Raw genomic sequence first — 17,007 nt, 5'->3', positions numbered from 1 at the left:
AATTATTTTAGATACTCGTTCTGGAGACACTGGCCCCATGATTATTTGGTCGAGCGATGAAAGCTCTACCTTTTCTCTTATCCTGGTTGAGAAACTTTTCTAGACCTATGCAAATTTTTTGTGCCTGTCCTTCACTTTCGGATAAGCCGTAAAAAGCTGGACCCCATGAGCTCTGCCCTTGCCCGAGGGATCCTCTATCAGCAAGAAATGCGATGCCCCTCTCAATTATCGGGTGTGTAAAACATCCTCCTTGGATCTCGGCCCAGAATTGACCAAACTTAAAGTCAACGCTCGTTATCGCCTTCCCGAATGAGACAATGTCCTCCTCGATAATCGCGGGGATCATCTGCATGAGAATTATTCTTGAAATCTCTGCTGTGAGCGTTGTTGGGGGTGGGTTGAGTTTATTGAATGCGTTTTTCTCGGAAGAACCGCTTTTCTTGGTTGGAATCGATGGCACCCCAATGACAAATCGCCAGTTATCTGGAAAATCTGCACGGAAAAAAAGGGGGGGGATACTCCTCGTATCACCAACCTTGTGACCGGCGTCTACGTTAAATCCCCCGTGTTTAAACGCAAATGTCCCAATTCCTGATCTCCTTGAACGATCCAGCTTCAACGCTATCTCTTCAACTGTCGAGTGAAGACCGTATAGTTCCGAAATGGCAGTTCCGACTGCGAGGGCTAGCTGAGTCCCTGATCCAAAACCAGAATGCTCCATAATATCCGAGAGTAACTCAATCGATACACCGCCACTGATCCCTGACCTGGCAAGGATAGTCTCCGCAAAAGACTTTATCCTGTCTGCTCTAGATCCTTTTACCTCGACACTGGAAGCAGCCTTCGCTTTGAGGATGATGTTAGGGTTATCAATAGTAACTCCGACGCTACCGTGAATTCTTCCGAGGTCACCTCTCAAATCGATCATGCAGAAATGTAGCCTTGAAGGCGTCTTGACCGTGACTTCTATACCTTTCCCTTCCACGTGACTATCATCTTTTCAATCTCTCTAATTACTTTGATTTCAACCGAATCGGACGCTGAAACCCTCCAAACCACATCCTTACACTCGGCGAAAGATTTAATCAACCTTTCCACATCACCCATCCTTCTCTCTTTTAAGAAGACCTCTATGCGTGTGGCGTGTATGATGGCCTCAATAGCCTCTGCTTTTCCTCGAGAAAAGGAACGCGGCATCATTTTTTTAACCTCAATACCTTTTACTTGACATGTGAAATTCGCTTGAATCCTGGAGATGTCCCTGCCTCTTGAGGTGTCTACGAAGATGTGAGCGACTGATGTTATAATCCTCATTTCTTTATCGATTACTGGTTCATGTAATCCATCGATCGATTTACCCCGGAACGCCGTCACAAAGAAAAGCCCCGGGTTATCTGTTACATTAATGCACGCATTTGAATTATCAATAAGATTCGTAAAGGTTGAGCTCGACTTGTACGGTCTAAGCTCTAAAGTTTCGTCACTTGTTCTGCGGATCCCCATCGGAGCTGCGTTGAAAAATCCATCAGGGCTCACTGTAGTTAGAATAGTTTCGCTGATTCCCCCCCTATAAAAGCCCATCACGTCGAGAAGCCTCCTAAACCCCGATCTTGTCATTACCGTCAATCAACACCGACGATGGAATTAACCTAAAAATGTTCAGAAAAAGGTATCCCTCTTGCCCATTGGAATCAAGTAATCCCCTTTCCTTCCGAGGATTACCCTAAACGACTTTTCACCTCTTGTTACTACCTCCTCCAAGGTGCCTTTCGCCTCTACGAGATCTCCCTTTTTTGCCTGCTCAGTAAATTTACCTCTATAGCTAAAAAGTTGAGAAGCGATTGGCAATCCCTTTGAATCCAGATACTTACAATCTTCTATCAGATAACTGCAAGGAGCGTATATCGCGTCATTATCCTCTGTGATCCTAGCCTTTAGTTTAACAACCCCTAGAGGTCTCGAATGGTCTTCGATTTCTACCTCCTGGGGTAGTTTCAAGAGCCTTAAAAAATAATCAATGCCGTCCACTCTTCCGTGAAGGACCTTCTGAATCTCCAATGAACCTAACTCTTTTAAATTGAGTTCGGAATCTGCCCAACGAGATAATACCACATCCGCTACATTCTCCTCGTTATATGCAGCGATCCATCTCGTTTCTTTCCTCAGTTCTTTGAGACTTTCGTATACTTTCTTACCGTTTTCCCTTCCATAAACAACGATATCTATATCTGAATCTGATCCAGCGAGATTAATCAATAAGGAACCTAAAATACCCAACGTTTTAATGTCAATTCCTTTACTTTGCAAGGCCATTATGAGCTTGGCAATTTTCTCTTGGAGGTGGCTTTCTGGCTTTTCCGTAATTTCCCTCAGTTTCTTTCGGGGATCATAAATTTTGAATATATATTTGCTTGGAACTGATTGGAGGGTAAGGGACAACTTCTCGATATGATTTAGGTAATGGGGAAAATTCTGCCTGAGAAGCTTTTCTGTATGCTCAATATCATAGAGCCTATCATACCTTCGGCCGTCCCTCATTCTTTCTCCTTTTGGCTTCGGCAAGTACCTGAGGTAGGCAATTGTGAGCCCCGGGGGATGATGGACGCCCTTTACTGCGAAAAGAAGGCCTTCAATTGTTTCTATATAGTCGCCTTCTAATCGCTTCGTTTCGTCGATATCCACGATCATCTAGCCCCGTCAATACATGGTGGGGTTCTTATAAGCGAATTCTGAGAAGATTGACTTGAGACATTAATGGAGAGAGCCAAGATAGGCGATTACGTGAGCAGATGCGCTAGCTTAGCCACTTTGATGGAGGTATCTGCATATCCCAAGCCCGGAAATGTTCATCGGACGCGAGACTTCCCTGAAACTCGTTTTGAGCACTTCCTCGCAGGTGGTGTCGCTCTTGGTCCTGAGATGCGCGAACTTGCCCTAAGGGGCCAAAATGCAATTTCAGGCACTCTAGATTGGGAGCATATTAATCTCGGAAGATCTGTCCTGAATGCCGTGGATGAATCTCTTAAGTGGCAAGGGGGTGGAAACGTAAACTTGGGTGTCCTTCTGCTCTTCTCTCCCATTGCAGCTGCAGCCGGAGCAACACTTTATGAATCTTTGAGCATCGATGCTATGGACCTAAGAAAAAATCTAGAAAAGGTTGTTAAAGCCGCATCTCCTGTTGACACGGTTGCTATCTACAAGGCCATCCAGCTCGCGATGAGAAGTGAAAACCTGGGGGACGTAGTGGAGCTCGACGTCACAGATAGGCATTCTCTTATAAGAATCGATGATGAGGGGCTTTCTCCACTTGATATCTTCGAGAAATGTGCTAAAAGAGATTCCATATGCTCCGAATGGATAACAATATTCCAGATAACATTTGGAGTTGGCCTTCCCAAACTAAAGACCGCCCTTAACAGGGCTTCACTAAACGATGCGATCATTGACACATTCATGCACATCCTCTCCAAATATCCGGATTCCTTGATAATCCGAAAGTCTGGTATAACAAAAGCGGTGGATGTCAGCAAACAAGCCACAAAGATTCTCAAGGCAGGAGAGGTTAATATTGTTAAAGGAAAAAAACTCCTATGGGACTTTGATAATGAACTTCATGAATCAGAAGGCGGTCTGAATCCTGGGACGACTGCAGACCTTACCGCTGCATCGCTCTTTGTTTTGCTTCTAGAAGGCTGGAGACCCTAGTTTTTTATAAAATCTAGGATTTTTTTAAAGCATCGATGGACTTTAAACTTTCGTTGGAAAAATCGTAAGACATTTCGGATATCTCTCTCTAGAATGTTTTCTGCATTCGGATGGTCGACTTCTATTGCCTGTGGCCAGTCAATCAATAAAACTCTGCTATCTTTTTGAACAATGATATTGTATTCGCTTAGGTCCGCATGTATTAATCCTATTCTGAATGTTGCCCTAACGTTTTCAAGTATGTCTTCGAGGAAGCTACTCGGATCGTCGAGTCTAGAAACGTCATTTAGGTTATAGCCGTCTATAAACTCCATCACAATTACATGCCGGTTCTGATGAATGGGCTGGGGAGTCGAGACGCTCCCGTTATGAACACGAGTTTGGACGCTAAACTCTTTTTTCGCCGCCAACCGAGACTGATAGTGCCAAGACGTGTATCCTCGTCGCTTAATGTAGTCTCTCCGCCTTCTTGTCTCCCTGAAGCTAGTTCTTCCGAGCCTATGAAACTTCAGGGCAACCCGTTTCCCTTTATCGGTGATTGCATCAAGGATGTCCGACTCTTTACCCACCCCGATTTGCCGACCTAAAGAATTGAGAATATTCATCTTTGCCAGAGCGTTCAAGGCTAAAAGATCATACCCCGAATAATTTAGGATGTATCCGTGATATGGATCAAAGCTCCGCCAGATGAGGTCTTTTTTGTTAAGCGCTCTCAAACTGAACTCGACATCTCTATCGGGCATCTTTGTATACTTCAGGAGTTGCGTCATTGGGACAATGCTGTAATTAGCCATGCCCCGCTCCACAGCTTGGAGTACCATCCACTCTTCCGGTTCAAGCTTCAGGAGCAACCTTGCCGCCTTCTCGGCTGAAGACATCTATATCTAATACTTATGGAATGTTAAATAATGATTCTAACAGAGGTAAGGCTCACTTGACCTAACTAACCTACAGGCATCTAGGAAAATCAAAGTAACCTGAATACAACATTCCCGATTTAATCTACAGCGCACCAAATCCTCTCTCAGGGTAAACCTCATACGTTTCATGCACGCGTGATGCACAAAATCACCAAGACCAATTTTGTTGTACCATCCCCCTTCATCGCCAAGGATCATGGGTATGTGAGCATGGCATCATCGCCGCTCATATAAGTGAAACGCACTGAGAACTGTTAACCATCTTCATTCAAATTTTCAAGTGATCGAAAGACTATAACCTTCCTTTGCTCATAATATTTGCCGGTCTTCCCTTCTTAAATCTAATAACCGCGTTGAGAGACACAATAAATATTTATCACGCTTTATTTGGAAGACATATAAATCTCCCCACATCTCGTGCAGAATCTACAGGCCGTGTCGCCGTCTTGGATTTCGCACCACTGGAGAAAGACATTCTTCCTCTGTAGAATGGTAGTTCCTCCACAAGAGGGGCAGTTAGGGGAGGGGGATTCAGTTACACCAACAACAACCAATTTCGACATCTCCAACTCTTCAAATGACGCATTTTATTAACGGCGTTAACATACCATTAACATCGTCGTAGGCTTGTTAACAGCGTTAAATATTAAAATGTTTTGATCCCTCACAAAAAAATGACCGATAGGATATATGATCACTTGAAAACCGCCTCATCCTCAACAGCAACCAACCGAACCCGTATCCCCCCATAATCTACACCTACACCTAGGCCCAAGAAGAGAAGACCCTCAGGCGCGCCACTGATGACACCTGAGGCAAAGAAAATTCCAACGATCCACTCTGGATGATTCAATAGTCATTCGATATCAAAACCCCATTCGTGCGCGTAACTCCAAACCCAAAACCCCCCAACCTATCAAATAGGGCCGTTCAAAAACAATCTATCTACAAACATAATCATCGGCGTAATCGGAATAAAAATCCAACTATCGGCGCCGGAACCCATTCGCTGTTTTCGTCCCCCAACCTGGAGCCCGGATCCTTGCGGAGGCTCCGAATCCACATGATGAGCACGACTTGTTCCGGAGATGATAAGACCTGCTTCCACACCTACGGCATCGTATATGGACACGCTTACCATGATGGAGTGCATGCTTAGTTGGCAACGGAGACTCCTCATACCACCGGAGGGGGAGAGATCATGATCACATTATCCCCCCGCAACACTATGGTTCCCAGATCTAATTCAGCAGAAGGATCGCTTACATCCACCGCCTCCTTTAAAACTAGGTTAACGTGCTGATCAAAGCCTTCCAGAATACCCCGGAGAGTTCTGCCACCGCGCAACTGAATCAAAATAGTTCTACCCAAACTCGAGTCTAGAACCTGCGTAATCATCTCAGCCAAATCATCACATCAAAGATATTAAAACCCAAAATCCGCCGATAGAGTAATACCGACATACTACAATACGAATTTAAAGGTTTTTATAATCACCGTAAGTAACTGATACCCTCCTAAATCTCTCGAAACACTGCAATAACATTTATTAACAGGCTATCTGCAAGCTATGTAGCCTCTATCAGGTTTGGATGGCTTTTAACCGAATGAAGGACGCCGAGAGAGGGGGAAAAAAAGTTAGACCGGATGACGTATCCCCCTAAACAACACAAAAACCATCCAGTCTAAGTTAAAGGTGGAGAGAGAGAATGTTACTATCAGATCAAGATCATTGGGACGTAATGAAGTCCTTCTTTACTGAGGAAGGGCTTGTAAAGCAGCACCTGGATAGCTACAACGATTTCGTCAATAATACGCTTCAACATATTATAGATGAGATCAAAGGCATCAAAATTGAGACGTCTGAACACACCTATGATATAAAATTCGGCACAATCGGGCTCAATCCCCCCCGGATTGTAGAGGTGGATGGCACCGTCCGTAGCGTCTACCCTCGCGAGACCCGTATCCGTAACCTAACCTACTCAGCCCCACTCTATCTCGATATATTCCTTGACGGCCGAGATGAAAGGGTTAACATAGGGAACCTTCCCATCATGGTCAAATCCAACCTCTGCCTCCTCTCCAAGCATACCCCGGATGAACTCATCAGCATCGGCGAGGACCCTACAGAGGTCGGAGGATATTTCATAATCAACGGATCTGAACGGGTCATCGTTAGCCTTGAAGACCTCGCCCCTAACCGGATTCTCATAGAATCAGATAATCGTGGCTCTAAACCAGTCTATAGGGGTAAAGTTTTCTCAACAACAGTAGGATTCAGGGCCCGCATCGAAATGGCCCTTAAAGCCAAGGGCGAGATAGTCATCAGTATTCCTGGAGTCCCTGTACCTGTACCCTTCGTCGTACTTATGAGAGCTCTCGGCGTCGAAACAGACCGAAATATCGCGGAGATGGTGGACCTCGACCCCGAGATCCTTAATGAGCTTGAGAAAAGCTTTGTCGATGCCACAGACGTCCAAACAATAGAGGATGCCATACTATTCATTGGCAATAGAGTTGCATTTGGACAGGTCCGAGAATTCAGGCTTAAAAGAGCAGAGACAATAGTAGATCGAAATCTCCTCCCCCACATCGGAAGGGACCCTACAGATCGCCTCGACAAAGCCATATTCTTAGGCGAGATGGCCTCTCGAATTATAGAGCTCAAATTTGGAAGGAGAGTGGAAGACGATAAAGACCACCTAAAAAACAAGAGGACTAAACTCGCGGGGCCCCTCCTAGCCGAGTTATTCAGGAGCGCATTCTGGGGTCTATACAGGGACATGCGCTACCAGTTTCGCAGGATGAGCACACGCAGAAAAGGAGTCCAAATCAGCGCAGCCATTAGACCTGGCATAATCAGTAGTAGGGTGCAACACGCCCTTGCTACAGGCAACTGGCGCAGGGGCCGCGTTGGCATGACCCAACTCCTCGACAGGACCAACACACTGGCAACCCTCAGCCATTTACGTCGTCTCCAAAGCCCCCTAAGCCGGAGCCAGCCTAACTTTGAGGCCAGAGACCTTCACTCGACGCATTGGGGTCGGCTCTGTCCAAATGAGACCCCCGAGGGAGCCAATTGTGGTCTCGTCAAGAACCTGGCCCTTATGGCTAGCATCTCAGTCGGGACCGATCTTGAGAAGATAAAGCGAACACTCCTCTATCTAGGGGTTACTCCCGCAAAAGATGCAGATAAGAAATTCCCCCAGGAGGAAGCCAAGCTGTTTGTAGAGGGGTATCTACTTGGATATTCTGTCCTCCCCAACCAACTTGTTGACACCGTCAGGGAGATGAGATTGAGAGGAGAGATCAGCGGAGAGATGAACATCGCTTTCTACCCGAATCATAACGAGATCTATGTCAACTGCGACGAGGGTCGCATTAGGAGACCACTCATCCTCGTGAGAGAGGGAAAACCCCTCTTAAAGGCTAGGCACGTTCGTAACATCCGGCAAGGTCGCTGGCAGTGGAGCGACCTCATCAAAGAAGGCATCATAGAGTACATCGATGCCGAAGAAGAGGAAAACGCTTTCATCGCTACTGATAATACCGAGGTCTCTGAGGAGCACACCCACATGGAGATCTGCATCTATTCTATCCTTGGCGTCACGGCATCCATCATACCATTCCCCGAGCACAACCAGTCCCCCAGGAACACTTACCAAGCCGCCATGGCTAAGCAGGCTCCCGGGATGTATGCCCTTAATTTTAAGGACCGGGCGGATACAAGAGGTCACATCCTCCACTACCCGCAGATGCCCCTCGCCCAGACCAGGCCTATGGAAATTATGGGATTCAACGACCGCCCTGCGGGTCAGAACTATGTCGTAGCGGTCCTCAGCTCCAACGGATACAATATGGAAGACGCCATTATTTTCAATAAATCCAGTATCGAAAGGGGCCTGGGTCACAGCAGCTTTTATCGTATCTACAAGGCCATTTGTAAACAATACCTTGGCGGAGCAAAGGACAGACTTACCCTCCCTGAGGCAGGCATAAGAGGCTACCACGGAGCTGAATCCTATAGGATGCTTGAGGAGGACGGCCTCATCTCCACCGAGGCCCAAGTAAGAGGAGGCGATATCCTCATCGGCAAGACGAGCCCTCCCAGATTCAGCGAGGAATACAGAGGCTTCGAGGTCCGAGGGCCCAAACTAAGGGACACAAGCATCGCTGTTAGACCTACGGAACAAGGAGTTGTCGACACTGTATTCGTCACGAAAAACATTGAGGGTAGCTATCTTATTAAGGCCAAAGTCAGGAGCCATAGAATCCCGGAGCTCGGAGATAAATTTGTCTCCCGCCACGGCCAGAAGGGAGTCATAGGTATGGTGATCCCCCAAGAGGATATGCCCTTCAGCGCTCACGGAATCGTCCCCGACATCATAATAAACCCACACGCATTCCCAAGTCGAATGACAGTAGGTCAATTCCTCGAATCCGTGGCGGGTAAAGCAGCAGCCTTAAAGGGAGAGATGGTGGACGGCACGCCTTTTATCAACGAACCCCTTGAAAGTATATCAGAGACCCTTAGAAAGCTCGGCCTCGAGCCTGGAGGCCGAGAACTTATGTACGACGGTCAGAGTGGGCGCATGTTTGATTCCCATATATACGTCGGCCTCACGTTCTACCAAAAGCTCCACCATATGGTGGTCGACAAGATCCACGCCAGAGCCCGAGGCCAAGTCCAGATGCTCACACGCCAGCCCACTGAAGGTAGAGCTAGGGGGGGAGGTCTTAGATTCGGAGAGATGGAACGGGACTGCCTCGTAGGCCACGGAACTGCAATGCTCCTCAAGGATAGACTTCTCGAGGAATCAGATTCCTATACTATATATATCTGCGAACGCTGCGGAAAACTTGCCTTTTACGACATCAGGCAGAGGAAATACATCTGCCCCATATGTGAAGGAAAAGGACAAGTTGAGCCCGTGGTCGTCTCCTACGCATTTAAGCTTCTCCTTCAGGAGCTCCAGAGCCTCTGTTTGTCACCTACCCTGGAGCTGGCCAAAGAGGTTGGATGAAAATGTCCAAGATCATAGATGCAGTCAAATTCGGGGTTCTCCCTCCTGACGAGATCCGCCGCCTTAGCGTGGTAGAGACCAACACATCTGATACTTACGACGAGGACGGTGGATCCATCGCAGGCGGCCTCATGGACCAGAGACTCGGTACCCTGGAACCTAGGCAACGTTGCAGAACCTGCGGAAATATTTCAATAAACTGTCCTGGCCACTATGGCCATATCGAGCTGGCAGTCCCAGTGATTCACGTTGAGTTCGCCAAGCACATCTACAAGCTCCTCTCCACGACCTGTAGGAGCTGCGGACGTGTCCTACTAACCCCAGAGAAGAACGAGGAATACCAGGAACTCCGTAACAAGGAGAGCGAACTATACGGGAAAGTAAGTGTTGAAACATCAAAAGATATAATTAAGCAAGCTAAAAAGTTTAAAAAATTCAAGGACTGTCCGGTCTGTGGGATGACTCAGTCCAACGTTAAATTCCAAAAGCCTACAAGCTTCTTAGAGATTGAGGAGGAGAAATTCAATACAGGCGACGAATCTCTCATGGAGGAAATCAGTCGCAGACTAACCCCTAACATGATCAGAGAATGGTTTGAGAGAATCCCCAACGATGACTTAAAGCTTTTAGACTTTGATCCAGACGTAGCACGCCCTGAATGGATGATCCTTCAAGTACTACCCGTTCCACCCGTGGACGTGAGACCTAGCATCATCCTTGAATCTGGCATCAGGGCTGAGGACGATCTAACCCATAAGCTCGTCGATATCATCAGGATAAATCAAAGGCTCAAAGAGAACATCGAGGCGGGAGCCCCTACGCTCATCATAGAGGACCTATCGGAGCTTCTCCAATATCATATCACAACTTACTTCAACAACGAGGTCTCTGGAATCCCCCCAGCACGTCACAGGAGCGGACGTACACTAAAGAGTCTGGCTCAGAGACTCAAGGGAAAAGAGGGGCGATTCAGAGGAAACCTCTCAGGTAAGAGGGTCGACTATTCCGCCCGCACGGTCATCTCCCCAGATCCCAACCTTGACATTAACGAGGTTGGAGTACCAGTACACATCGCGACACGGCTCACTGTTCCAGATATAGTCACTGAGAGAAACATCGATGAGATGAGACAACTCATCAAAAACGGCCCCTCCAAGCACCCGGGCGCCCTGTATATCATTAGGCCCGATGGGAAACGGATACGACTAGAGTTTGTAGCAGATAAGAAACTCGTAGCCGAGTCTATCGAGCCAGGCTTTGTCATAGAACGCCACCTAAAGGAAGGCGATATCGCCTTATTCAACCGGCAGCCCAGCCTCCATAGGATGAGCATCATGGCCCACAAGGTCAAGGTATTCCCCTACAGGACTTTTAGAATGCACCTTACCGTCTGCCCGCCCTATAACGCCGACTTCGACGGCGATGAGATGAACCTACATATTCCCCAGAGCAAGGAAGCTCAGACTGAAGCTAGGCTTTTGATGCAGGTGCAGGATCAGATTCTCTCCCCTAGGTACGGGGCACCCATCATCGGAGCAACCAAGGACTTCCTCACCGGGGCATACCTCCTGACAAGGAAAGAGACAATTCTCACTCAAAACGAAGTCGGGAAGCTCCTCGCAGCCACGAACTATGTGGGGCCTGAGCCTGAACCAATGATCAAAGAGCCTGAGCCTCTATGGTCCGGAAAAGACATATTCAGTTTGTTTATACCCACTGACTTTAACTTTACGACCAGAGCAAACATCTGTATTCACCACACTGATTGTTCGAAAGAAGACTGTCAACATGATGCATATGTCACGATAAGGAATGGGCAGATCAAGACAGGTGTCATCGATACAAACACAATTGGCGCTGAGAGGGCAGAGACCATCTTCCATAGGATTATCAAGGACTATGGGACAGAAGCAGGTCACGACTTCCTCAACAACGTCACGAATCTCATCAACAAATTCCTAATGTTTAGGGGATTCACCTATTCAGTTGATGAACTCGTCATCGGACCAAATGAAAGAACCGAAATCAACAGAGTTATGAGAAAGATGGAGAGGAACGTCGATAAACTCATTGACGAACTCAGCTCAGGGGAGTTGGAACGCCTTCCTGGCCAAAACCTTCAAGAGACTTTCGAGATCCAGGTGATGAGTGAACTCGCCAAAGCGAGAGATAAGGCAGGCGAGACTGTCGAATCAGGCCTTGGGATGAAGAACTCCGGCATTGTGATGGCACGAAGCGGGGCGAGAGGGTCAAGCCTCAACATTGGCCAGATGATGGGGAGCGTGGGACAACAAGCTATTCGTGGGAAACGAATCATGAGAGGTTATAGGAATAGGACTCTTGCCCATTTCAGAGAACACGATCCAGCTCCCAGAGCGCGAGGGTTTATCTATAACTGCTACAGGGATGGCCTCGATCCCATCGAGTTTTTCTTCCACTCCATGGGAGGTAGAGAGGGACTGGTTGACACTGCAGTCCGAACACAACAAAGCGGATACATGCAGCGCAGGCTCATCAATGCCTTGGAGCACCTCAGGGTTGAATATGACGGCACCGTTAGGACATCTTCGGGGAAGATAGTCCAGTTCACATACGGCGAGGACGGCGTGGACCCGGCCAAGAGCGACCACGGAAAAGCAGTCGATGTCGAGAATTTAATAGAGAGGGTAAAGATAGCAATCCCAAAGGGTAGATCAGCCTCAGAAAAGTATATTACAGGAAAGCTAGAGGAAAACTCTAAAGCGCTCACCCCACACCTAGTCAACAAACTCCGGGATAATCTCGTTCCATTAAAGATGTCTAAGCAGGGCGTAGACACCGTTATTGATACTGTCGTTCAAAGCTATGATTTTAGCCTCGTGGAGCCGGGGGAAGCTGTAGGAACTATTGCTGCTCAGTCCATCGGAGAACCCGGCACTCAGATGACACTCCGGACGTTTCACTATGCAGGTGTAGCGGAGCTCAACGTCACACTAGGACTACCAAGGCTCATAGAGCTTGTGGATGCCAGGAGACAGCCCTCAACACCTGTCATGAATATATACCTTGACTCAAAGCATAAGAGGAGTAAGTCTAAAACAAGAGAGGTTGCGGAGAAGCTAACTTTCATAAAACTTGACGATATCATTGATGTGCTCAACGTCGATCTGAATGACGATGCCATCAAATTTTCAGTGTCACCGGAGTTCATGGAGAACCTGAATGTAAATATTACTGAAGTTGAGAAAGCTCTCCTCCTGAAGTTCGAAAAGATCGATGGTGACTTGTTCCGAATAGAACTCTCAGAAGAGAAAAATAAGAACCCTGAGAAATTAGTTAAAAAGATAATAGAGACACCCATTAGGGGACTTTCAGAGATTAACCGAGTATTAACGACCTATGAAAACGGAGAATGGGTCATCAGGACAGACGGATCAAATCTCGAGGGAGTCCTCAATATCGAGGGCGTTGACCCTACTAGGACGACGACAAATGACATCCATGAGATAGCAAGAATACTGGGGATCGAGGCGGCCAGGAACGCCCTCATCAAAGAGGCTCACGCAGTCCTTGAGGAGCAAGGCCTCGACGTAGACATTAGGCATGTGATGCTTGTCTCGGACATTATGACGAATACTGGCACGATCCAGCAGATTGGCCGCCATGGTATCAGTGGGAAAAAGGATAGCGTCTTAGCAAGAGCAGCGTTTGAGTTGACCATCCAGCATTTGGTTAACGCAGCGATCAAAGGTGAGACCGATCCCCTTAAAGGTGTGATCGAGAACATCATTGTCGGCCAGTCAATGCCCTTAGGCACAGGGAGCGTTGAGCTGTTTATGACGATGGGGGGCAAGAAAGATGAGTAGCATCGATCACGAATTCAGAATGGCCTTCCGGACAGGTCGCATTTATTTAGGCTCCAAGGTGGCCATCAGGGAACTCCGTCGAGGCAGGGCTGTGATGGCGATACTCGCTTCTAACTGCCCTTCGGCGACTAGGGGTGAAATAGACCGTTATGGGAAGCTTTCCAACATTCCTGTTCTCCATCATCAGAAGGATAGCAGGGATCTGGGAATCCTATGCGGTAAACCATTCCCCGTTTCAACACTCGTGATAAATGATCCTGGGGACTCCAAGATCCTCGATTTAGCGAGGGAGTAGCATGCTAAGCAATATCAAGATAACCGAAAACGAGATGCGTTACATGGCCCTTTTAGAGAACATGACTGGTGCCACGATTGTCGATTGTATCCTTGAGGATGAGAATGAGACGGTCATCTTCTCTGTGAAAAAGGGGGAGGTCGGCCTTGCAGTAGGTAAGGGCGGTGAGAAGATCAAGCGTTTCCGGAGGATGACAAACAAGCAAGTGGAGGTCTACGAGTACATCGACAACGCAGAGGGGTTCATCCGAAACGCTATGAAGCCCGCTAAGATCAAGGAGATCCGTTTGGTAGATCGGGTTGGGGGCGACCGCATCGCTATGGTGAACGTTGATGTTAAGGACAAAGGTATCGCTATCGGCAGGAATGGGTCTAACATCAAAAAGATTAGGTTTCTCGCCCAGCGCTATTTTGGGCTTGACACTGTTTTGATAAACTAAGTTTCAACTTATTTGCCTCCCTTGCAGTTTATTTCAGGGTAATACTGATTAGATGCTAGACATTATGTCGGGGCTAAGAGGCGGGAAAGTCTTAATCTTGCCTATGTGAATTAGAGGTGAGGTCTAATGGGAAGAGCAGGTCGTCTGCCAACGGGGAAGCTACCCCAAGATGTCCTGAGGCGGGTAGTTTTAGAAAAGCTAGGAGTTTACAGTGATAGAGTTCTCCTAGGGCCGTGTGTGGGCGAGGATGCCGCTGTCATCGAGATGGGAGACCGGGTGATCGTCTTTGCTACGGATCCCATCACAGGCGCGGTGGGGAATATAGGCTGGCTCGCGGTACACATAAACGCGAATGATGTCGCGTCTACGGGGGCTCATCCCCTCTGGTTTCTTTGTGTCACCCTTCTGCCGGAGGGAACTAATGAGGGCCTCCTCGAGGACATAATGGAGCAGATTCATAGAGCATGTATGGAGGTCGGGGTCGCCTTAGTTGGAGGGCACACGGAGACTACTCCGGGTCTAGACCGACCTATACTCATCGGATTTATGATGGGAGAGGCGTCAAAAGAGGACTACATAAAAACTGGAGACGCTATCCCAGGAGATATCTTGGTCCTGACAAAAGGGGCTGGGATCGAGGGCACAGCCGTGCTTGCGGAAGACCTCTCTTGGGTCCTTGAGAATAAGATCGAATCATCGGTTATCCAGGTTGCGAAACAAATGGTGAGGAGAATCAGCATCGTCCCCGAGGCGATGAAGGCGGTTGAGCTAGGAGGGGTTCATAGCCTTCATGATCCAACTGAAGGGGGTCTCCTGAACGGTATCTGGGAGATGGCGGAGGCCGCAGGTGTGGGTGTCGAGATAATTGAGTCCAAGATCTCTATAGCTCCTGAGACCAAGGCTGTTTGCGAGGCGCTTAACGTCGATCCCCTTAAACTCATGGGATCTGGAGCTCTCCTCATAGCTCTCGAGAGGAAGAGAGTAGAGAAGCTAATCTCTTTGCTGTTAGAGATCGAGGTTGAGGCCTCTGTGATTGGCGAAATAAAACATCTTCAAGAAGGGCGTGTTTTAGTGAAATTAGATGGGACTAGAGTTGATTTAGAGGCTGTAGATCAGGATGAGGTATACAGGACCCTTAAAAAATACGGATAATTGTAGTAAAGTATTGTTCTCCGTTAAAAATCACCAGAGGAAACTTTCTTCATCAACATTAGAAAGAGCATATAATATGCCCCGATTAGATGGATTACCGGATCCTTCTTGGTGTTGTTTCCTGACTTAACAAACAAAGTTGAAAAAAGTCTCCTAGTAAACAATGACGCAAAAAAAGTACGGGGTTATTTTATTCCATATAGTGCCCTAACTTCAATCTTGGTAGATTTAATGCTTGTCAAATTGGAAAAGGGTTTTTAGTACCTTCGCCTGTAATGGCGCTTCCTAGACTTTAAGCAGGTCAGACAGTACACGGGTCGTCCGCTTGTAGGCTTGAACGGGAGATCGAACTCTGTCTTGCATTTCCGGCAGATAGCCTTATACTTGTTAGGCGGACCATAGTTTACGCTGACGGTCGTCTTTAGCTCCGTAATCTTCATTTTAGTGTGGGCCATTATGTCGTCCATTGCCTTCTTCTCGCCATGGGCAACGAATGTGATGGCTGTCCCCTCGGCCTCCATCCTCGCGGTTCTCCCTATCCGATGGAAATATGAAAGAGTCTCCCGGGGTATGTTATAGTTTATGATGTGGGTAATGCCTGTAATATCTAGGCCTCTAGCCGCGATGTCAGTGGCTACCAGGAAGTCTATCTTGTTCGCCCTGAATCCCCGGGTTACCCTATCCCTCTGGGGCTGCGACAGGTTGCCGTGGAGGGCGTCCGCGTTATATCCGCTCCGTTTTAGGTTCCTAGCTAGTTTATGGGCGCCCCGCTTAGTCCTCGTGAATATGATGGCTTTGCGGATCCCTTGGTCTCTTATAAGTTCCTTGAGTATTGGGTAGCGGCTGCTGGAATCAACATTGACATAGTGTTGGTGGATCTGCTCGAGAGTGATCTCGTCCTTGCTCACCAGAATCTTTTCAGGGTTATTCATGTATTTGTTGCAGATCTTCCAGATGTTCTGGTCCATGGTGGCGCTGAATAAGCTGATTTGCTTGTTCTGGGGGACCCGGTCTAGGATCTTATTGATGTCCTTGATGAATCCCATGTCTAGCATCCTGTCAGCCTCGTCAAGGACTACCATGCTGACCTCTTTCAGTTTTAAGGTACCCCTCTCTAAGTGGTCGATGATCCGGCCAGGGGTGCCTACTACTATGTGGACCCCACTCTTTAGGGTTCTAATCTGGCGGTTGATCTTTTGGCCTCCGTAGATAGGGGTAACACGGATCCCGGTGAACTTGCTGATTTTGTATATATGGTCGGCGATTTGGATAGCCAGTTCCCGAGTGGGGGCCAGCACAAGCCCTTGGACTTTTCTTTCACTGATATTGATGGCCTCAATCATCGGGATGCTAAATGCTGCTGTTTTTCCTGTCCCAGTCTGGGCTTGACCGATCACATCCCTTCCTTTTAGGATTGGGATAATAGACTGAGCTTGAATAGGTGATGGAGTCTTGAAGCCTAGGGAATTGATGCCTTTCAGCACGTTTTTGCTTAAGGGAAAATCCTTGAATTCTTGTACCTGTATATGAACCGCCTCTTTTTAAACTATAAATCCAGCTGCTTTAGCATCTGTCTAGAAAATAAATGCATTAAGTATAACCTCGCATTCAGACCAACGTGATC

Annotated in this window: 14 protein-coding genes; 6 read left to right on the top strand and 8 right to left on the bottom strand. The window is 47.6% G+C overall.

The features are described 5' to 3' along the window. Positions 1-7: 7 nt before the first annotated feature. Genes QGG23_04845 through QGG23_04835 form a run of 3 tightly spaced genes read right to left on the bottom strand, consistent with a single transcriptional unit; the run spans position 8 to position 2,682 of the window. Positions 8-985, bottom strand: a complete 978-nt coding sequence (locus QGG23_04845; protein MDP6048754.1) for a kinase — start codon at positions 983-985, stop codon at positions 8-10. Continuing rightward, a complete protein-coding gene (locus tag QGG23_04840; GenBank protein MDP6048753.1) occupies positions 967-1,617 on the bottom strand; it encodes a DUF447 family protein in 651 nt (216 codons plus the stop codon). The genes QGG23_04845 and QGG23_04840 overlap by 19 nt, the downstream gene beginning before the upstream one ends. 42 nt (positions 1,618-1,659) lie before the next feature. Continuing rightward, positions 1,660-2,682 carry a nucleotidyltransferase domain-containing protein gene (locus tag QGG23_04835; protein ID MDP6048752.1) on the bottom strand — a complete coding sequence of 341 codons (1,023 nt, stop codon included), beginning with the start codon at positions 2,680-2,682 and terminating at the stop codon, positions 1,660-1,662. Positions 2,683-2,754: 72 nt separating this feature from the next. Between QGG23_04835 and QGG23_04830 the strand changes: the two genes are divergently transcribed. After that, a complete protein-coding gene (locus QGG23_04830; GenBank protein MDP6048751.1) occupies positions 2,755-3,705 on the top strand; it encodes a triphosphoribosyl-dephospho-CoA synthase in 951 nt (316 codons plus the stop codon). Here the strand turns inward: QGG23_04830 and QGG23_04825 are convergent. The 4 genes from QGG23_04825 to QGG23_04810 all read right to left on the bottom strand — a co-directional run bounded on the left by QGG23_04825 (position 3,702) and on the right by QGG23_04810 (position 6,023). Next, on the bottom strand, positions 3,702-4,583 hold the full coding sequence (locus QGG23_04825; protein MDP6048750.1) for an RIO1 family regulatory kinase/ATPase: 882 nt from the start codon (positions 4,581-4,583) through the stop codon (positions 3,702-3,704). The genes QGG23_04830 and QGG23_04825 overlap by 4 nt on opposite strands. Before the next feature lie 736 nt (positions 4,584-5,319). Further along, positions 5,320-5,478 (bottom strand): hypothetical protein, encoded by a 159-nt coding sequence (locus QGG23_04820; GenBank protein MDP6048749.1) that lies wholly within the window; start codon positions 5,476-5,478, stop codon positions 5,320-5,322. Between the two features lie 133 nt (positions 5,479-5,611). Next, positions 5,612-5,791 (bottom strand): 50S ribosomal protein L37e, encoded by a 180-nt coding sequence (gene rpl37e, locus QGG23_04815; GenBank protein MDP6048748.1) that lies wholly within the window; start codon positions 5,789-5,791, stop codon positions 5,612-5,614. Positions 5,792-5,801: 10 nt separating this feature from the next. Continuing rightward, positions 5,802-6,023 (bottom strand): RNA-binding protein, encoded by a 222-nt coding sequence (locus QGG23_04810; protein MDP6048747.1) that lies wholly within the window; start codon positions 6,021-6,023, stop codon positions 5,802-5,804. Positions 6,024-6,334: 311 nt separating this feature from the next. Between QGG23_04810 and QGG23_04805 the strand changes: the two genes are divergently transcribed. From QGG23_04805 to QGG23_04785, 5 genes are all read left to right on the top strand, one after another. Beyond that, positions 6,335-9,652 (top strand): DNA-directed RNA polymerase subunit B, encoded by a 3,318-nt coding sequence (locus tag QGG23_04805; protein ID MDP6048746.1) that lies wholly within the window; start codon positions 6,335-6,337, stop codon positions 9,650-9,652. Positions 9,653-9,654: 2 nt separating this feature from the next. Further along, entirely contained in the window at positions 9,655-13,497 is a 3,843-nt protein-coding gene (locus tag QGG23_04800; GenBank protein ID MDP6048745.1) for a DNA-directed RNA polymerase subunit A', read from the top strand. Beyond that, the gene (locus QGG23_04795; GenBank protein MDP6048744.1) at positions 13,490-13,792 is read left to right on the top strand and encodes a 50S ribosomal protein L30e; all 303 of its coding nucleotides are present in this window, start codon (positions 13,490-13,492) and stop codon (positions 13,790-13,792) included. The genes QGG23_04800 and QGG23_04795 overlap by 8 nt, the downstream gene beginning before the upstream one ends. A gap of 1 nt (position 13,793) precedes the next feature. Beyond that, positions 13,794-14,231, top strand: coding sequence for a NusA-like transcription termination signal-binding factor (locus QGG23_04790; GenBank protein MDP6048743.1), 438 nt, complete (start codon positions 13,794-13,796; stop codon positions 14,229-14,231). A gap of 126 nt (positions 14,232-14,357) precedes the next feature. After that, a complete protein-coding gene (locus QGG23_04785; protein ID MDP6048742.1) occupies positions 14,358-15,383 on the top strand; it encodes an AIR synthase family protein in 1,026 nt (341 codons plus the stop codon). A gap of 257 nt (positions 15,384-15,640) precedes the next feature. Here QGG23_04785 and QGG23_04780 read toward each other — a convergent pair whose 3' ends face one another. Beyond that, the gene (locus QGG23_04780; protein MDP6048741.1) at positions 15,641-16,867 is read right to left on the bottom strand and encodes a DEAD/DEAH box helicase; all 1,227 of its coding nucleotides are present in this window, start codon (positions 16,865-16,867) and stop codon (positions 15,641-15,643) included. Positions 16,868-17,007 lie beyond the last annotated feature (140 nt).

The organism is Candidatus Bathyarchaeota archaeon (genome assembly GCA_030739585.1).
In the GTDB taxonomy this organism is placed as follows: Archaea; Thermoproteota; Bathyarchaeia; order TCS64; family TCS64.
The sequence above is the reverse complement of the archived record's forward strand: the minus strand, read 5'-3'. Positions and strand labels throughout refer to the sequence as shown.